This window comes from Sutterella wadsworthensis (assembly GCF_003315195.1).
GTDB lineage: Bacteria > Pseudomonadota > Gammaproteobacteria > Burkholderiales > Burkholderiaceae_F > Sutterella > Sutterella wadsworthensis.
The window spans coordinates 99,356-116,891 of sequence record NZ_QNRV01000002.1 but is presented as its reverse complement, the minus strand read 5'-3'; the positions used below and the strand labels follow the sequence as shown (position 1 = coordinate 116,891).

The following is a 17,536-nucleotide window of genomic DNA, read 5'->3' as shown; positions in this document are numbered from 1 at the left end:
CTAACTAAAACGGAAAACAGTCTTCGGGAGTTTTGTTATCCCCAGCAGAGCCAGCAGATCCCGATGGCGTTTTGCGACAGTGCCAAGTACAAAGGCGTTGGTCGTCCGATGCTTATAAGCCTGCATGCACTGAAGCTGGGTAATGAGCTTGCGCATTGATTCTTCCGGCATTTTCAGATCCGGATGGACTGCATGCACTTCTCGTGCTTTGCTCAGCATGCTCATACGCAGAGCCTGAGCAAGCGTATAAACAAACAGTTTCCCTCGGTACGCGGCTTCCGTCGCTTCGAATCGTGAACCGCCGACTTCATTTTTGAGTTGATTGAAGCCTTGTTCAATGATATGGCGCTGACGATAAAGTTTCAGAGCTACAAACGGATTGGACTCAGCATTGCTGCGAATGGCTTGGCAGCCTTTGAACTCGACAGCTTCTTTAAGCTCATCGAACTTGATGCTCCAAACAGGTTCGTCGTCCTTAGCTCTACGGTTTTCGTAAAGAAACCGCTTGATCTTTTTCCATTGCACCGGGTCAATGAGCTTTGAGTTCTGCTCCTCCTGCTTCCTAACGAGTTCAGCCGCACTGCTTTTCCCCCTTTTGACGGCGGCCTCTCCTTTTTGAGCAGCTTTTTCAATGGATTTCAGAGTTTCACTTTCGATCTCTCGGATCTTTGCCGCCCCTTCATTCTTGAGTTCAAGTGCTTTCAGAACATCACGGTACAGTTCATTGGTCTGCAGCTCGGCCATTACGGGGTCACGATACAAATGCAGATAAGCCTTGACCGGAATAGGACCGGCATCCGTGTTCTCCTTCCATTCGTCAGGAACTGCAATCGCAGAGATCCCCAAAACAGGATCTTTATGTGCAATCGAATCGCACAGAGCCTGTTTGTGCCGCTGCAGGTGAGCTTTGACAGCTCCTTCTTTAAGGCTCAGAAACTGGATGTACTTCAAATTGAGGTTGATGACCGTCTGTGTGTTGTAAATGCTCTGAAAGCCGCGATCTGTCACCAGAATGTTGTTGGTTAGATCCAAACCGGCAAACTTCATGCGCAGATAAATCTCCGGGAGGATTGTCTGATCGTTGATGGATCCGTCGTAGCTGCAGGCAAAGACCACATCTCCTGTGGCATGGTCGCATACCGTCATATAGTTGACCTGCCGGAGCTCCGGATTCTGTTTGGCATGTCCCCAAGCTGCCGCATTGATGGTGTTTGAATATGTGGAGATGCTCGTACTGTCAAAAGACAAAGTAACGGCCGAGTCGCTGTGTTTGCACGCGCGGTCGTAGCGCAGTTTGTAATAACGCTCAAGCTGCGGCTGCGTTATGCTTGAGAGCATTTCGGCTATTCGCCGGCCGTCAAGCGGCTGAACTTCAGGCAGCCAGACTTGCGGGAGCCAATCCTCGAAAGTCATCATTGCCCCGCCGCCGTCCAGCTTATAAACGCTGAGAGCGAACAGAATTCGTGCGGTTTGTTCGCCAAACACACTTCGAAGATCTTCGTAAATGCCGGTATTTTGGCCAAACTGCCAGGCGGCGTACGACACACCGATGCGCACGGTGTCACAGCTCCAGGAGATATCGGTCGATTCCGGCTTCTGCACAAAGGCTTCAGAGAAGTTTTCTTCAGAAATCAGTTCATGATCGCCCCAAAATACGGTTTGATGAGCGTATTGCGGGAACTTATCCACAAAGTTCTTTGAAAGCCGGATGGAACCATCGTCAAGCAGCCGGCCGACTTGTACCTTTGACTCAACGAAAGAACGTTTCTTCACTGAATCCCATTGATTACGGTAAGCCCTGATGTAAATGCGGCCGGCCTTGTCTTTGGAGGACATAAGCGCCCAGAGTTTGCCTTCGGAATCCAGTAATTTAGCCATGATAGATATGCATGAATAAGTATGTATCTATTATACATGAAATAAAAATTCCTGCAATCTCAACGTAAGAGAAATTGCAGGAGTTTCAGAGTGAGCTAAATAACATTCAAGGCTGATTTGATGAGCCTCAACCCTTTAAAGATCTAGTACTCCGGGAGTTTGGGAAATAAGCCTGAAGATCAACACAGACCTTCAGGCTTATTAATTTTGACGAAGCCCTAATCAAAGGACAATAGTCACTTTATAGCCATACTTTTCTCAAACGCTTCGAGAGACATGCCAAGCGCTTTGGAGCGCTCCCACATCCAAATCAGAAGAAGTCGTTCGATCGTAACTTGTTTAAGCATTTCCCGATTGACATCAGGATAAAAGGCAACCGCCCCGCGCAGCGACTCAAAAAAAGTACGAATACAAATTACTCGCGCTTCAAGCAGTTCCCTCGGCACATTATCCATAGAGCAGGATGGATCCTGATGGATAAGTGCCACCACATGCTCAACAATGCGGCGGTTAGCCGCCACCATGATTTTGTGTACGCCTGGATTAACAAGTGCCTCCCCTGCTACAGAAATGGCTAGCAGCAGGCTGTCAGGATCCAGATATGCGTCGGCCATCAGCTCAAGATGCCTTCGCAACATGGATTTATAGTCCTCCTCTGGCAACGGCTCAATCTTTTGAGAAACAACCATAAGGAAGCGACTCTTTTCGCGCTCTACAAGCGCTTCAATAATCGCTTCCTTGTTTTGGAAATAGTTGTAGAGATTGCCAAGGCTCTTACCACTTTCTTTCGCAATATCACGCGGCTTTAACTGATGAAGGCCATTTCCCTTCACCAGTCGTTCTGCCGCATCAACGATTTCTCGCCGATGCTGTTCGGCAAGTCGCTCCGTCCGTTCCTGATCGGCAACGGGGCTCACTTCTCTGCGCCCTCAGTGGTTTTAGCGGGTTCAGGCAGCTCAGTACCACCGCCTAATACCTTGTAGAGCGTTACAAGACTGGATGCACGTGAGAGTTCAGCCGTAATCACAGCCTGCTGAGCAGATACCTTGGTACGCTGAGCATCAAGGACCTCTGTATAGGCCGCAGCACCGTGTTTGTAACGAGCACTGGAAAGTTCAAAAGCCTGTGAAGCCGCATCCGCAAATTCACGGCGTTCTTTGAGCTCCCGCTCGACCGTACCTTCAGTCGCAAGGGCATCGGCGACTTCTTGGAAAGCCGTCTGAATGCTCTTTTCATAGGTTGCAACAGCGATCTTTTCCTGCACTTCTGCGGAACGCAAGTTCGCAAGATTACGACCGCCAGTAAAGATCGGAATCGAAATGCTAGGCGTAAAGCTCCACAGCCCCGTATTCGCACCAAAAAGGTCAGACAAGTGAGCTGAAGCACTGCCAGCGTTAGCCGTAAGCGAAATGCTTGGGAAGAAGGCCGCGCGCGCCGCACCGATATTGGCATTAGCGGAAATCATGCCGCGTTCTGCAGAAATAATATCAGGGCGATTCAGAAGGACTTCACTCGGCAATCCTGCGGGCAATGTCGCTGGAAGAGTTGCGGCGAGCTCTACCCCAGAGGGCTGTAACTCATCAGGAACTTTAGAGCCCACGAGCAGTTCGAGTGCATTTTTGCTTTGCGCCACTGCGCGAACATAGGTAGTAATCGCAGCTCTGGCACTCGCCACTGTTGTGCGAGCTTGCTCGTAATCGAGGCGGCTCGCAGCACCATATTTGTAACTTTCTCCCACCAAACGGAAGCTTTCCTCTTGGCTGGCAAGCGTTTCTTTCTGTAAGGCAAGCTGTTCGCGGTTGGCGCCAAGAGTCAACCACGCCAGCGTTACTTCTGAAACCAATGTACCCTGCGTCGTACGCTGCGCATCTTCTGACTGCAAGTATGTTTGAAGCGCCTGCTCCGTCAAATTACGAACTCGACCAAAGAAGTCAATTTCATAACTTGCCATTGCCAAATCTGCCGAATAGGCATGCGTTGTGGAGTCCGTCGATTCGCGATGCGTTGTTGCATTGGAAGCTGCAGCAGCGACTGTTGGGAAAAGATCCGCACGCTGCACGCCGTAAAGTGCACGCGCATTCTCAACATTGAGCGCGGCGATGCGCAAATCGCGGTTATTGGAAAGCGCAAGCTCAATGACTTTTTTCAAGCGATCGTCCTGAATGAAGGTCTGCCATTTAGGCAGCTCTTCGCGCTTCAATTCACTATTAGCGTAAGACTCACCTTCTGGCCAGGCTTGCGCTACAGGCGCTTCCGGACGCTCATAGTCTGGCGCCAAATTCACACAACCCGCAAGGGCAAGTGCCGCCGCCAGTGGCATAAGAGACAGCATCTTCTTCATTTGTATTCACCTTCTGTCACAGACAGGAATTTCTTACATTTTGCTCTGTGAGTGCGGCTGCTGTTAAAGCCGCCGCACTCCGAAGTCAGAGGTATCAGGCCTGTACCGTCTTCACCGGCGCATTAGGCCCGCCGGAGATGCGATGCGCGATACGCGTCACGAAGACAAAGAATGCCGGTACCAAAGCCACGCAAAGGATCGTGCCCGTGATCATCCCGCCAAGCACGCCCACACCAATGGCATTTTGCGCGCCGGAGCCAGCACCGTGCGCAATAGCCAACGGCAGCACCCCCAGCCCGAAAGCAAGCGAAGTCATCAAAATCGGGCGCAGGCGCAGTTCGACAGCATGCAAAGCAGCTTTTACCACGTCTTCCCCTGCGGCAACCAGCTCCTTAGCAAACTCAACGATCAGAATAGCGTTCTTAGACACCAACCCCATCGTTGTCAGCATGCCAACCTTGAAGTAAACATCGTTATTCATGCCAAGGAACAGTGTGAGCCCCAGAGCACCGACGATACCGCAAGGAATTACCAGAAGCACGGCAATAGGCACTGACCAACTTTCATAAAGAGCCGCCAAGCAGAGGAACACCACGAGAAGCGAAATGGCATAAAGCGCTGCTTCCTGCGAGCCAGCCTGACGTTCTTGATAAGAAACGCCGTTCCATGCAATTGAATATCCTTCAGGGAATACCTTTGCGGCTATCTCTTCAATAGCTTGCATCGCCTCACCAGAAGACACACCAGCAGCAGGACTACCCTGAATATTCAAAGCCGCCAAACCATTGAAACGCTCCAGACGAGGACTCGAATAGTTCCATTCGACTTCAGCAATAGTCGAGAGTGGAACCATCTCACCCTTGCTGTTACGAATGTGCCAGCGATTCAAATCTACAGGCTGCATGCGTGAAGATGGCACACCTTGGACCCACACTTCTTTAATACGACCACGATCAAGGAAGTCGTTGACGTAACTGCCGGCCAACGCCGTAGAAAGCGCGGAGTTGACTGTAGCAATATCAAGTCCGTAGGCCGAAAGCTTCTCGTTGTCGAGCTTCAGATGCATCTGCGCCGTATCGTCCATACCGTTGTGACGAACCATCGTCAGACGAGGGTCCTGATTTGCAGCCGCAAGAAACTTATTGCGCAGCTCCATCATCTTGGCATGACCAGCGCCTTTTTCGTCTTGAATATAGAAATCAAAGCCGTCTGCGACGCCCAATTCCGGCACTGCTGGCAATGGGAAAAGGAAGCTGCTGGCATTCTTGAATTCAGGAGACATCATGAATGCGCCCATCGCGCGTCGCTGAATAGCAAGTACGCTCTGATCGTCATTGGGTCGAGCACTCCAGTCCTTGAGCTTAACGAAGCCCAAGGCCATGTTTTGTCCGGAACCTGCGAACGAGAACCCGCGCACGGCGAAGAACGAATCTATATCGCGGGACTCCGTTTTTTCCAAGAATTTCTGGATACGAGTCACTTCGTGATCCGTACGTTCCATCGTCGCGCCCTGCGGCAATTGCACCTGCATCAGCGCTACACCCTGATCCTCACCCGGCATGAAGGCCGTTGGAGTTTTCATGAAGCCCCAAACCATGCCCCCCACAACGAGTGCATAACAGACGACGAGCAGCAGCGGATGATGAATAAATCCGCCTACACCGTCGCGCACTGCAAAAGTAAGCGCTTCAAAGCCGCGGTTAAACCATCCAAAGAACCCACCTTTGCCCATATGCTCATCATGGTCAATGGGCTTCAAGATCTTGGCGCAAAGCGACGGCGTCAATGTCAGTGCAATGATGACGGAAAGCACCATTGCAGAAACAATGGTGATCGAGAACTGCCGATAAATCACGCCGGTAGATCCGCCAAAGAAGGCCATCGGGATAAACACAGCTGACAGCACCATTGCAATGCCAACCAATGCCCCAGTAATCTGCCCCATTGATTTCACTGTTGCGGTGTGCGGATCTGTTCCGTCCTCACGCATCACACGTTCGACGTTCTCCACTACCACAATAGCGTCGTCAACCAACAGACCAATTGCCAACACCATGGCGAACATCGTCAGCATGTTAATTGAGAACCCCGTAGCAGCAAGCGTGCCGAAGGTGCCCAGAAGCACAACTGGCACAGCGATCGTCGGAATGATCGTTGCACGCCAATTCTGCAGGAAGAGGAACATAACGCAGACCACCAGAATAATGGCCTCAATCAGCGTCTTCACCACTTCATGCAGAGCCGCGCGAACGAAAGGCGTCGTATCGAAAGGAACGACGACCTCAACGCCTTGAGGCATCAAACTCTTCAATTCCTCTACTCGTTTCAGTACCGCAGCCTGCGTTTCCAAAGCGTTCGAACCAGAAGCCAGCTTGATGGCCATACCCGAGGCTGCATAGCCGTTGAAAGTACCCAACGCTATGTAGTCCTTCTGATCCAGTTTTACTTCGGCAACGTCACGCAAATAGACATTTGCGCCTTCCTCTGTCACCTTTAAGAGAATATTGCGGAAATCTTCGGGAGTCTCAAGCAAACTCGATGAAGAAATAGTCGCCGTAAACTCCTGCTTGCCGTCAGTCGGCTGTGCAGCAAGACTGCCGGTCGAAACCTGCATGTTTTGTGCGCTGATCGCCGACGTAATATCTGACGGATTGAGCTTGTACTTAACAAGTTTGTCCGGATCAAGCCAGACGCGCATGGCATAAGACGCACCAAATACTTGAGCTTCACCCACACCGCTCACACGCGCAAGCGGTTCCTGAATGTTCGAGGTCAGGAAGTCGCCCAAGTCAGCCGTCTTGATAGACGGGTCCTTACTCACAAAACCAACCACCATCAAGAAATTGGCAGAGGTCTTCTGAATCGTGACGCCGAGCTGTTGAACTACCTGCGGCAGAGAAGTAAGAGCAGTTGAGATCTTATTCTGCACCTGCACCTGCGCCATATCGGGGTTGGTGCCAGTTTCAAATGTCACCGTGATACTTACGCGCCCCGCGGAATCCGAAGTCGACTGCATATAGAGGTAGCCGTCGAGCCCTGTGAGGTTCTGCTCAATCACCTGCGTTACGGTATTTTCAATCGTGCTCGCAGATGCACCAGGATAAGTCGCGGTGATGCTCACTTGAGGAGGAGCGATCTGAGGATACTGACTCACCGGCAGCGTCGAAATCGACAGGATACCGGCTAGCATGATGATGATCGCGATCACCCAAGAAAAAACTGGGCGGTCAATAAAAAAACGCGAAAACATGAATCAGCGTCTCCGGGGTTAGAAGAGCGGCTTGCCTTCGGGAGCCGATTTGGGATCGTATTCTTTTGGGGTCACAACTGCGCCCGGCGCTGTACGTTGAAAACCTTCAAAGATCACACGGTCACCCGCCTGGATACCGGAATCAACAATCCAGAAAGTGCCTTGCGTTTGAGTGGCAACAATATTGCGACGCTCGACTTTATTGTCCTTATCAACGACATAAACGTAAGTATTGCCGCGCGTATCACGCATGACAGACTGCATGTGTACAAGGATCCCGTCCGGACGCAAGCCTTCAACAAGATTGGCTCGGACAAACATACCTGGAAGCAGAAGACGGTCAGGATTGGCAAATTCAGCACGCAGACGCACAGAGCCAGTACTTTCATCAACCTGTACATCCGTAAAAGTGAGTTTGCCCTTTTGAGCGTATTTCGATCCGTCTGAGAGAATAAGCTCTACTTCAGCAGCTCCCTGAGTATCGGTCTTAAGCGTGCCTGCCGCAATTTCACGCTGAATGCGAAGCATGTCGTCGGCAGTCTGTGTCACATCAACATAAATCGGATCGAGCTGCTGCACCGTCGTAAGAGCAGTTGTCTGATAAGCCGACAACAGCGCGCCTTCCGTAAATTCTGAACGCGACACTCGACCAGAAATAGGCGAGCGAACCTTCGTATAGTCAAGATTAATCTTGGCAGTCAGTACAGCAGCTTCCGCAGCTTTCACGGCTGCTTGAGCAGTCTTCATGGCTGCCTGTGCAGCATCATCAGATTGCTTAGAAACAGCATTAGTTTTCACAAGTTCTCGCGAGCGCTTAGCATCTGCTGCTGCTTGCGTAAGCTGAGCGCGCGCTTGCGCAAGCGAAGCTTCTGAACTTTTCAGCTGAGCTTCATAAATGGCCGGGTCAATCTGATAAAGCGGATCACCAGCCTTCACTTCCTGCCCTTCTTTAAAAAGACGCTTCTGCAGGATTCCATTCACTTGCGGACGAACTTCAGCAACAGTGTAGGAATTTGTCCGACCGGTGAGTACCGTCGCAATATGCAGAGGTTCGGCCTTAGCCGTTACCACAACGACTTCCTGAGGAGGCATTTGATGCTCTGCGGCGATGGCAGAGCTGACGAATGTATTTTTTTCGCAGCCCGTCAAAAGCACAACCGCACTGAGCGCAAGGCCTATCGCAGCATGAAGCGTTTTTTGTTTCAACAACATTCTCAACTCAACCCGACTTGACTGATCCATGGAACTTGGTTTGTGCAAATGAACATGCGTTCACTTTGAACAAGAGTTCAGAGTTATAGCATACAAAAACAGTATGCGGGGTTTTTCTAATACTCCTCTTTTATGCTTCTTCGCCAAACCCAAGTCCGTTCACAGGTAGAATTACCTAGTTTGAAAGCTCTATTTGCACTTTTTTGCAAAAGCTTCATCCTCAGCGGCGTCAGCTTCTGCGAACTGAACACCGTGTTGCTTTATTCCGGGAAGCCGGAGCCATGTTCGAAGCCCTCCATTTTCAATATTTCCTCGGCGGTCTCGTCTCGCTCATCACCATCACGAATCCGCCATCCAAAATGCCTCTCTTCATCAGTCTTACACAAGGCATGAGTGAGGAAAGACGGCGTCAACAAGCTAATTGGGCTGGCATTTATGCTGCAGCCATCATGCTGGTGAGTCTTGTCTGCGGCAATGTACTGCTTGCGTTTTTTGGCATTTCGTACGGTGCGATGCGCATTGCAGGCGGTCTCGTTGTCGCAGCGATTGGCTATCAAATGCTTTTTGGAGGTAATTCTCCGAACAAAGCGCCGATTGTTCGCCGCGACCGCGAGGACTATGCTTTTTTCCCCATTGCCATGCCGGGTATCGCGGGTCCCGGTACGATCGCTGTGGTCATCGGATTTTCTACAGAAATTGCAGAGCTCCCGGGCTATATCGATATGGCTATCGCTTTTGCATGGACGGCGCTAGCGATTCTGTGCGCAACCAGTCTCTCATGGTTCATCATGCGCTATTCCGATGTCATTTCAAATCGCCTTGGCCCCTCTGGAACTCTCGTCATCGGTAAGCTGATGGGGTTTCTGCTGATCTGTATTGGCGTTCAGTTCGTCGGATCTGGCATCCGAACTTTCATCGCCGGTGGCTAACTTCAACTTGAATTCAATAAAAAAGACCCCTTGGAAACTTCTTTATTCCAATAGGGTCTTTCTTTGAATTCCAACCAGCTTATTCCACTGTCACGCTCTTAGCGAGATTCCTTGGTTTATCGACATCCGTCCCGCAAACGAGAGCGGCATGATAGGCCAACAATTGGAGCGGTACGACGTGCAGAATAGGAGAGAGCATGCCGTAATTTTCCGGCAAACGAATGACGTGCACTCTTTCCTCAGAGGTGATGTTGCTATCCCCATCGGCAAAAACATACAGTTCGCCCCCTCGGGCACGGACTTCCTGCATGTTGCTTTTAAGTTTCTCCAGAAGCCGATCATTCGGCGCGACCGTTACAACCGGCATATCCTCATCCACGAGTGCCAATGGGCCGTGCTTTAATTCACCTGCTGGATACGCCTCTGCGTGGATATAGCTGATTTCCTTTAGTTTCAAAGCACCTTCCAAGGCAATCGGATAATGCATGCCTCGTCCGAGGAAAAGAGCGTGCTCCTTCCGCGCGAATCTTTCAGCCCAATCAATCACCTGAGGCTCAAGAGCAAGTACAGCTCCCAACGCTGCAGGAACATGGCGCAAAGCCTTAAGTTCTCTTTCTTCGTCCTCTGGCGTGAGTCGGCCATTGAGTTTGGCGAGAGTCAGCGCCAAGAGATAGATAGCCGTAAGTTGAGTAGTAAACGCCTTTGTTGACGCAACACCGACTTCTACACCAGCACGCGTCACATAAGCAAGGCGACTCTCGCGCACCATAGCCGATGTAGCAACGTTGCAAATCGTCAGGGACTTTGTCATTCCCAACTCGGCAGCATGACGAAGCGCCGCCAATGTATCAGCCGTCTCTCCAGACTGTGAAATCGTTATCACTAATGTGTCCGGATCTGGCACAGAAATACGGTAGCGATACTCGCTTGCAATCTCAACATCGCAATGAAGTCCCGCAATAGCCTCAATCCAATATTTTGCCGTCAGCGCAGCGTAATAAGAAGTACCGCAAGCCAGGAAAAGCAGACGTTTCACACCAGTGAAAACCGTCTCGGCCTCTGATCCAAAGAGTTTAGGCGTAATGCCGGCAACGCCTTCGAGCGTATCGCTGATGGCACGAGGCTGCTCGAAAATCTCTTTTTGCATGTAATGGCGATAAGGTCCCAGATCCACTGCGTGGGAATAGGCCTGAACTGTGCGCACCGGACGTTCAACCGACATAAATTCGCTCCCATTTCGAGCGAAAACATCTACAGCATCCGGTGTAATTTCACAGACATCACCCTCTGCGAGATACAAAATTCGGTCAGTGATACCAGCTACAGCCATAGCATCTGAAGCTGCAAACATTTCACCATTGCCAATACCTACTACAAGAGGAGAACCCTGACGAGCCAGAACGACTCGATGAGGCTCATCCTTGCAAATAACTGCAATCGCGTAACTGCCGGCAAGTTCAAGCACACTTTTTTTTACGGCTTCAAGCAGATCACCTTGATAGTTCGAATGAATGAGATGGGCAATCATCTCTGTATCCGTCTGACTGGTGAAGTCATAGCCGAGATTCTTCAAACGCTCTCGAATGGACTCGTAATTTTCAATAATGCCGTTGTGCACGAGACCGATGAGTCCACGGGAAAAGTGGGGGTGAGCATTGCAGACTTCTGGTGCTCCATGAGTGGCCCATCGCGTATGTGCAATCCCTGTCGGAGCATTGAGTTCTTTAGCCTGTCGCGCTAATTCGGCAACTCGCTGAGTTGAACGTGCGCGGCGGAGCCCATCATCGCCAACGGTGGCTATGCCGCAGGAGTCATAACCCCGATACTCCAATCGCCGCAACCCTTCAATAAGCAACGGAACGACGTTACGACGAGCTGCCGCAGCCACAATGCCACACATATGTCTTCTCCCACAATTCAATCAGTTCTTTTTCACCGGGCGAGTCCACCCTTCCACCACTATCTGCCTCGCACGGCCAACCACCAGTTTGCCTGCAGGAACAGAACGCGTCACTGTTGTGCCCGCCCCCACTGTGGCACCAGCACCAACCAAGACAGGAGCGACAAGTTCAGTACCTGAACCAATAAAGGCATCATCACCGATCTCAGTGCGAAATTTATTTACGCCATCGTAATTACAGGTAATAGTCCCCGCTCCAATGTTGACGCGTTCGCCGATTGAAGCGTCTCCGATATAAGTGAGATGGTTCACTTTGCTTGAAAGCCCCACCACAGACTTTTTCACCTCAACGAAGTTACCAATGTGGTTTTCTCCCAGGAGTTTGGCGCCAGGGCGAAGGCGAGAGTATGGACCCACTCGGCTTCCCGTCCCTACTGATGCACCATCAATGTGGCAGAACGGAAGAATCTGTACACCATCGGCTATCTGGGCATCCCTGATGACGCAGTTGGCACCAATCTTTACATTGCTGCCAATCACGACTCGTCCCTCAAAGACGACATTCACATCGATTTCCACATCTTGTCCGCAAGTGAGTTCACCGCGCAAATCGAATCGATCGGGGTCAATAATCGTCACACCGGCCTCAAGAAGTCGTTCAGCCTGCACTCGCTGCCACACCCTTTCAAGCCGTGCAAGCTGTGATTTGGAGTTGATTCCTTCGACCTCCCAGACATGCTCTGGATGGACTGTTGTAATCGACACGCCGTCATTAAAGGCGAGACCAATCACATCGGTAAGGTAGTACTCCCCTTGAGCGTTTTGATTTTTCAGACGACTGAGCCAATCAGCAAGATGAGCTGTCGGGAGGCACATGATGCCGGTATTCACTTCACAAATTCGTTTTTCTTCGGAGGAAGCATCTTTTTCCTCAACGATTGAAGCTACGGCACCTGAAGCATTGCGCACAATGCGTCCATATCCTGTTGGATCCGAAAGCTCTACTGTTAGTAATACTAAACTGCCATCAGCTCCCGCCTCAGCCATGGCCATCAGCGTCTTTTGGGATAACAATGGTACGTCCCCCAAACAGACCAGCGTCAAGGGATCTTCGGGGTTAATTGCTGCCAGCGCCTGCATAAGTGCATGCCCCGTACCTAGCTGTTCCTGCTGAAATGCAAAGACGATATCTGTGCGGCCCTCGTAATGCTTTCTCACGATATCAGCAGCATGCCCAATCACAACCACTCGCGGATGATCGGCTAAGCCCGCCGTGGCATCAAGTACATGGTCAAGCAGCGGGCGCCCAGCAAGCGCCTGAAGCACTTTGGGCAAACTAGAGTGCATACGTTTGCCTTTACCTGCAGCGAGAACAACTACGTTCATGATGAATCCCAGACTGTATGAATGGAGCGAATTCTAACGAACGAAGGGCTCTGCCGAAGCAGAGCCCTTCCAATCACTCGTAAAAGAAAGCCTTGAATGATCAAATCGAGGCTGAAACCGTCACAACTGCAGGAAGGCGACCGCGACCAACCTCCGCATCAACCGGACGACTCATGAGATTGCGATGGCGCTCAGCTAAAAACTTTTTATTGTCGGCGGTCGGAAGCAAAGACCCCACAACCATACCGAAGCCAGCAGCAATAAAGCCACCCAAGACATTCGGAAACACTTCACCTAAAGCTGACCAGGTAAGCACCACCCAGACTGCGCTACCAAGGAAAATCGAAATGTAGCAGCCCAGACGCGTAGCCTTCTTCCAATAAAGTCCGCAAACGAGCGGCCAGAAAGCTCCTACAACCGGAAACTGATAAGCCATTGCCACCATGTCATAAATAGCTGCCCCCTCAAGCGCGATCGAATAGGATAGAACGCAAACAGCGAAAACAGCGACGGAGAGGCGCATGGCTCGAAGCATATTGCGATCGTCGATTTTCATAAAGTGACGAAGCACATTCTCAACAAAAATTGTGGATGGAGCCAGCATCGTCGCAGAGGCCGTCGACATAACAGCCGAGAGCACAGCACCGAAAAATACTACACGCAGCCACATCGGCATGTAATCGCGCACGAGCGTCGGAAGAAGCTGCTGCGGATCCTCAGACAACATCTTTTCAGCGGCATCCGGCATTACAAGAATGGCGGCAACAACGATGAACATCGGCACGAAAGCAAAAAGAATGTAAAACGATCCCCCAAGGATGGGACCTGCAACTGCCGTCGGCAAATTCTTTGCAGACATGACGCGCTGAAAAACGTCTTGCTGAGGAATTGAACCGATCATCATCGTCATCGCAGCTGAAATCCAAAAGAGCCAGCCAGTGGTCGTGGGTTCAGGAAATGCGTGAAAGAGGTCGCGTCCGCGGGCATAGTCGACAACCTTATCCATGCCGCCAGCAAGGTCGGTCGCAAACCACAGGATGGCAACAAGACCTACAACGATGACTATCATCTGCACAAAGTCCGTCATCGCTACCGACCACATGCCGCCGACCATCGTATAAGCCAATACCACAGCCGCCCCAATCACCATACCGGTGGTCATCGAGACTGCGCCTTCAGTGATCAGATTAATGACTAGACCAAGCGCCGTTACTTGAGCGCCTACCCAGCCAAGGTAACTGATAACAATCGCGACTGAACAAAGCAACTCTACAGAGCGCCCGTAACGATCACGATAGTAGTCACCAAGCGTAAGGATGTTCTGCTTATAGAGTTTGTGAGCAAAAAACGTACCCACCAGGATCAGTGCCATGCCTGACCCAAAAGGCTCTTCGATCACCCCGGCAATTCCGCTTTCAATGAAGCGTCCAGGAAGCCCAAGAATCGTTTCTGAGCCGAACCATGTCGCAAAAGTTGCCGTAATGACCATAGGCAGCGGGAGGCTGCGGCCGGCGAGAGCAAAGTCACTCGTGTTCTTGACACGAGTCGCTGCAATAACACCGATAGCAATCGTAGCAACGATATAGAGCAGGACAAAACCAGTCAGCGTCATCTCTTCCTAATCCTTATAAAAACGACGTTGAACGGAAAACCGTAAGATTTATTTCTCGCGCATTTTAGGTTTCACACCCCAAATACGCGCCTCTCATGCCCCCTAATGTATTCCCTGAAGTCAGGAATCGGGCAAGACTTTATCGAGATCAAAAAAAATGCACTGCATTCGCTAAAAAATGCAGTGCATTCAACTAGTTAACAATAAGTTCTGGAAAGCGTTTATGGCCCTGTATGCTATTTTATGCCGACCATCCGATCGCTTATTGTCGACAATAATTCAACTTTATGCCTGTGCACTAGATTCGTTTTGGCGAATGGCACATAGAAGCCAACCACCAGTCCCTGTCACAGGTTTTTCAAGCACCCAGATTTCATCAAAGGTTTCAGGTTCTCCATTTACGACAAGCGAACCAGAGAAGCGAACACTTGCATAGTAGGTACCGTCCTGCTGAGCGATGCCAAGGAGTTCATTTTCCAAAGTTTTCACTTCGGTGTGGTAAACCTCACCCTTGCGCTCACGCAACTGATGCGTCACGGCAGTAAAAATTTCATTTGACGTGAAGTCAGAAATCTCTATCACATTACCTGTATCCCAGGCTTGTTGAAGCTTTAGGTAGTTGTCGCGGGCCGTCTTCAAGAATCCTTCACGATCAAAATCTACAGGCGTCACATCGACAAGTCCGGAGCTCTCGGCAGTGCTGGAAGATTCCGAAGCAGCGCCTCCCATTAATTGATCCATGAGACTGCCGCTACGAACACCCCCCTGCGACTGTTGGCAGTTTTGCTGGGGAGCAGAATTCGACTCGCGCTGCATAGTCTGCTCCATATCAGTCTGACGCTGTTGGTCAAACGGATTGGATCCAGCTGGGCCACCTGCAGTTTGAGGACGACGGCGCATCAGGAACATGCGCACAACAAAAAAGACCACAACTGCAAGCAGTAAACCAGTAATCAGACTGGAAATCCCTGCACCATTAATACCGAGAAGACTCAAGAGTGCAGTAATGCCAAGCGCTGCAGCGATACCACCAAGCACACTGCGCATCATGGATGGTTTTTGTGCTGGTGTTGGTGCCGGAGCCGCCTTGGGCTGAGCTTGATTAGCTCTAGGCTGTGCTGAAGGCGCCGCCGGAGCAGCTGTCGGAGCACGCTGCGAGAAGGTGGGAGCGGCCTTGCCAAAACTTGCTCCACCGCCGAAGCGTTTAGCTGCATCAGCATCGAACGACGTGGTAGCAAGGGCTACACAGACGACGAGGGCTGCGATGAGATTCTTCATTAACTTTTCCTTTGAGAAGTCGATGCGACGGGTCTCTCGCCGCAGGGGATCAATCGGGGAATCCGATCGCTAAGAGCGCATTTTTATGGCTTGATACCGATGTGGAGCGCGCAAACTCCGAAAGTCAGATTGTGCCACTTCACACGAGAAAACCCGACTGATCGCATTAGATTTGCAAAGGTTGGCTGATCAGGGTGCATGCGAATAGATTCAGCTAAATATCTATAAGAATCAGCATCTCCTGCAATTTTTCCTCCCAACCAGGGCATGAAGTGAAACGAGTAAAAATCGTAAAAAGGCTTTAAGAGAGGAGCACACTTGGAAAATTCAAGCACCAAAAGCTTTCCACCCGGTTTGAGTACGCGGAGCATCTCAGCCAAAGCACGATCCTTGTGAGTCATATTACGGATGCCAAAAGACACCGTCACACGATCGAACGCATTGTCTTCAAAAGGAAGATGTTCAGCGTCTGCCTGTATCACCTGACAATTGAGGCCTAATTGTTCCAAACGTTGACGGCCATAGCTGAGCATTTCATAGTTGATATCGGTAGCGGTAATATTTTCTGCATTTGTCCGATGTGCAAAAGCAATTGCCAGATCACAGGTCCCGCTTGCGATATCCAGTAGCTTCATGCCCCGAGTGACTTCCGCCTCTCGAATGCAACGGTGCTTCCAACCACGATGCATACCAAAGCTGAGTATGTCATTCATTAGATCGTACTTCGGGGCCACACTATCAAAAACCTCACGAACCTTCTCTTCTTTTTTGGCTTCTTCAACTTTAATGAACCCAAAATCAATTTGTTTTTCCGCTTCACTCACGTTTTTTTTCGATTTATCCGTCATTTTATCTTCAAATGATTGAGGGATTAGGCATGTCCGCAGCCACCGTGCGGAGGTCTATTTTTTGTCACAAAAGGAGCATTTCTAGGATCATGAGGATCGCGTGAAGCACCCACTTTTTCTAGTTCTTCAAGGTATTTCTGCCAAAGCACATCACGCTCATGATCAAGCTTCTCAAAATAGTCCCAACTGTAGACGCCTGAATCGTGACCATCGTCATAGAGAAGCCTGAGAGCATACTGTCCCACGGGCTCTACTCCTTTCAATCCCACTTCCGCCTTTCCTACTTGCAGAACAGCTTCGTCAGGAGAGTGCCCCTGAACTTCAGCAGACGGAGAAAACACACGCAGAAACTCAAAGGGAAAAACCGCACGAGCATTATTTTGATAAATAAGTTCGAGCGTGCGAGTCTTCTGATGCACAAGCACTTGAACGGGGACTTTCATAGCTTGAATCCTGAACAAGCAAAAAGCCGCCCGCCGAAAGGGCGAAGCGGCTTGATAAAAATGGTCCCGCGACAGGGACACGCGCCACTTGATATTTATGGAAATCTCAAGAAACCATCGTTTCCGTGTACCTTCTTGTGTACTAAAAACGAAAGGCTAGGAAGCGCGAATACAGCTCACCTTGTCGCGCTTTCAGGTGCCGGAGAATAACACAAACCCCGCCTAGGGCGCACCGCCATGAACCCTCAATGACATATTAGAGCCTGCCAGAACTTTCAATCGTCGACACGCTCACGATGAGAATCATCAATCTTTACCATCAGCCGGCTAATACCCATTTCAAGCCCCTCTGAACAGACCTAGCGAAGCGATTTCATCGTGGGAATTTTGGGAATTTTGGGAATGCTTACTGCGAGTAGGCTTCGCAGGCAATTTGCCTTTGGGAATTCTTGGGAATTT

General features: G+C 50.5%; 12 protein-coding genes. 1 reads left to right on the top strand and 11 read right to left on the bottom strand.

Annotated elements, in window-relative coordinates:
* The 5 genes from DES29_RS01690 to DES29_RS01670 all read right to left on the bottom strand — a co-directional run bounded on the left by DES29_RS01690 (nt 1) and on the right by DES29_RS01670 (nt 8,681).
* Complete coding sequence (locus DES29_RS01690) at nt 1-1,878, bottom strand: IS1634 family transposase (protein WP_016475333.1); 1,878 nt, start codon at nt 1,876-1,878, stop codon at nt 1-3.
* Between the two features lie 236 nt (nt 1,879-2,114).
* Nucleotides 2,115-2,795 (bottom strand): TetR/AcrR family transcriptional regulator, encoded by a 681-nt coding sequence (locus DES29_RS01685; protein ID WP_113854356.1) that lies wholly within the window; start codon nt 2,793-2,795, stop codon nt 2,115-2,117.
* Nucleotides 2,792-4,219: an efflux transporter outer membrane subunit gene (locus tag DES29_RS01680; RefSeq protein ID WP_016475331.1), complete on the bottom strand. Its 1,428-nt coding sequence runs from the start codon at nt 4,217-4,219 to the stop codon at nt 2,792-2,794. The genes DES29_RS01685 and DES29_RS01680 overlap by 4 nt, the downstream gene beginning before the upstream one ends.
* A gap of 94 nt (nt 4,220-4,313) precedes the next feature.
* Nucleotides 4,314-7,469 carry an efflux RND transporter permease subunit gene (locus tag DES29_RS01675; RefSeq protein WP_021995051.1) on the bottom strand — a complete coding sequence of 1,052 codons (3,156 nt, stop codon included), beginning with the start codon at nt 7,467-7,469 and terminating at the stop codon, nt 4,314-4,316.
* A gap of 18 nt (nt 7,470-7,487) precedes the next feature.
* Entirely contained in the window at nt 7,488-8,681 is a 1,194-nt protein-coding gene (locus DES29_RS01670; RefSeq protein WP_046446776.1) for an efflux RND transporter periplasmic adaptor subunit, read from the bottom strand.
* Between the two features lie 281 nt (nt 8,682-8,962).
* Here DES29_RS01670 and DES29_RS01665 point away from each other — a divergent pair, with 281 nt between their 5' ends.
* On the top strand, nt 8,963-9,610 hold the full coding sequence (locus tag DES29_RS01665) for a MarC family NAAT transporter (protein WP_005431497.1): 648 nt from the start codon (nt 8,963-8,965) through the stop codon (nt 9,608-9,610).
* Between the two features lie 79 nt (nt 9,611-9,689).
* Here the strand turns inward: DES29_RS01665 and glmS are convergent, their stop codons facing one another.
* From glmS to DES29_RS01635, 6 genes are all read right to left on the bottom strand, one after another.
* On the bottom strand, nt 9,690-11,510 hold the full coding sequence (gene glmS, locus DES29_RS01660; RefSeq protein ID WP_113854354.1) for a glutamine--fructose-6-phosphate transaminase (isomerizing): 1,821 nt from the start codon (nt 11,508-11,510) through the stop codon (nt 9,690-9,692).
* A gap of 21 nt (nt 11,511-11,531) precedes the next feature.
* Nucleotides 11,532-12,896, bottom strand: a complete 1,365-nt coding sequence (gene glmU, locus DES29_RS01655) for a bifunctional UDP-N-acetylglucosamine diphosphorylase/glucosamine-1-phosphate N-acetyltransferase GlmU (RefSeq protein WP_016475327.1) — start codon at nt 12,894-12,896, stop codon at nt 11,532-11,534.
* Nucleotides 12,897-12,996: 100 nt separating this feature from the next.
* Complete coding sequence (locus DES29_RS01650; protein ID WP_016475326.1) at nt 12,997-14,508, bottom strand: high affinity choline transporter 1; 1,512 nt, start codon at nt 14,506-14,508, stop codon at nt 12,997-12,999.
* Between the two features lie 285 nt (nt 14,509-14,793).
* Nucleotides 14,794-15,786, bottom strand: a complete 993-nt coding sequence (locus DES29_RS01645) for a Tim44 domain-containing protein (protein WP_016475325.1) — start codon at nt 15,784-15,786, stop codon at nt 14,794-14,796.
* Between the two features lie 83 nt (nt 15,787-15,869).
* On the bottom strand, nt 15,870-16,634 hold the full coding sequence (gene ubiE, locus DES29_RS01640) for a bifunctional demethylmenaquinone methyltransferase/2-methoxy-6-polyprenyl-1,4-benzoquinol methylase UbiE (RefSeq protein ID WP_016475324.1): 765 nt from the start codon (nt 16,632-16,634) through the stop codon (nt 15,870-15,872).
* A gap of 23 nt (nt 16,635-16,657) precedes the next feature.
* Complete coding sequence (locus DES29_RS01635) at nt 16,658-17,077, bottom strand: gamma-butyrobetaine hydroxylase family protein (protein ID WP_005431489.1); 420 nt, start codon at nt 17,075-17,077, stop codon at nt 16,658-16,660.
* Between the last annotated feature and the right edge of the window lie 459 nt (nt 17,078-17,536).

What these genes read in the sequence shown, in the direction of transcription:
- DES29_RS01675 (WP_021995051.1), bottom strand. Translation starts at nt 7,469, where the DNA reads ATGTTTTCGCGTTTTTTTATTGACCGCCCAGTTTTTTCTTGGGTGATC.
- glmU (WP_016475327.1), bottom strand. Translation starts at nt 12,896, where the DNA reads ATGAACGTAGTTGTTCTCGCTGCAGGTAAAGGCAAACGTATGCACTCT.
- ubiE (WP_016475324.1), bottom strand. Translation starts at nt 16,634, where the DNA reads ATGACGGATAAATCGAAAAAAAACGTGAGTGAAGCGGAAAAACAAATT.
- DES29_RS01680 (WP_016475331.1), bottom strand. Translation starts at nt 4,219, where the DNA reads ATGAAGAAGATGCTGTCTCTTATGCCACTGGCGGCGGCACTTGCCCTT.
- DES29_RS01635 (WP_005431489.1), bottom strand. Translation starts at nt 17,077, where the DNA reads ATGAAAGTCCCCGTTCAAGTGCTTGTGCATCAGAAGACTCGCACGCTC.
- glmS (WP_113854354.1), bottom strand. Translation starts at nt 11,510, where the DNA reads ATGTGTGGCATTGTGGCTGCGGCAGCTCGTCGTAACGTCGTTCCGTTG.
- DES29_RS01650 (WP_016475326.1), bottom strand. Translation starts at nt 14,508, where the DNA reads ATGACGCTGACTGGTTTTGTCCTGCTCTATATCGTTGCTACGATTGCT.
- DES29_RS01645 (WP_016475325.1), bottom strand. Translation starts at nt 15,786, where the DNA reads ATGAAGAATCTCATCGCAGCCCTCGTCGTCTGTGTAGCCCTTGCTACC.
- DES29_RS01690 (WP_016475333.1), bottom strand. Translation starts at nt 1,878, where the DNA reads ATGGCTAAATTACTGGATTCCGAAGGCAAACTCTGGGCGCTTATGTCC.
- DES29_RS01665 (WP_005431497.1), top strand. Translation starts at nt 8,963, where the DNA reads ATGTTCGAAGCCCTCCATTTTCAATATTTCCTCGGCGGTCTCGTCTCG.
- DES29_RS01670 (WP_046446776.1), bottom strand. Translation starts at nt 8,681, where the DNA reads ATGTTGTTGAAACAAAAAACGCTTCATGCTGCGATAGGCCTTGCGCTC.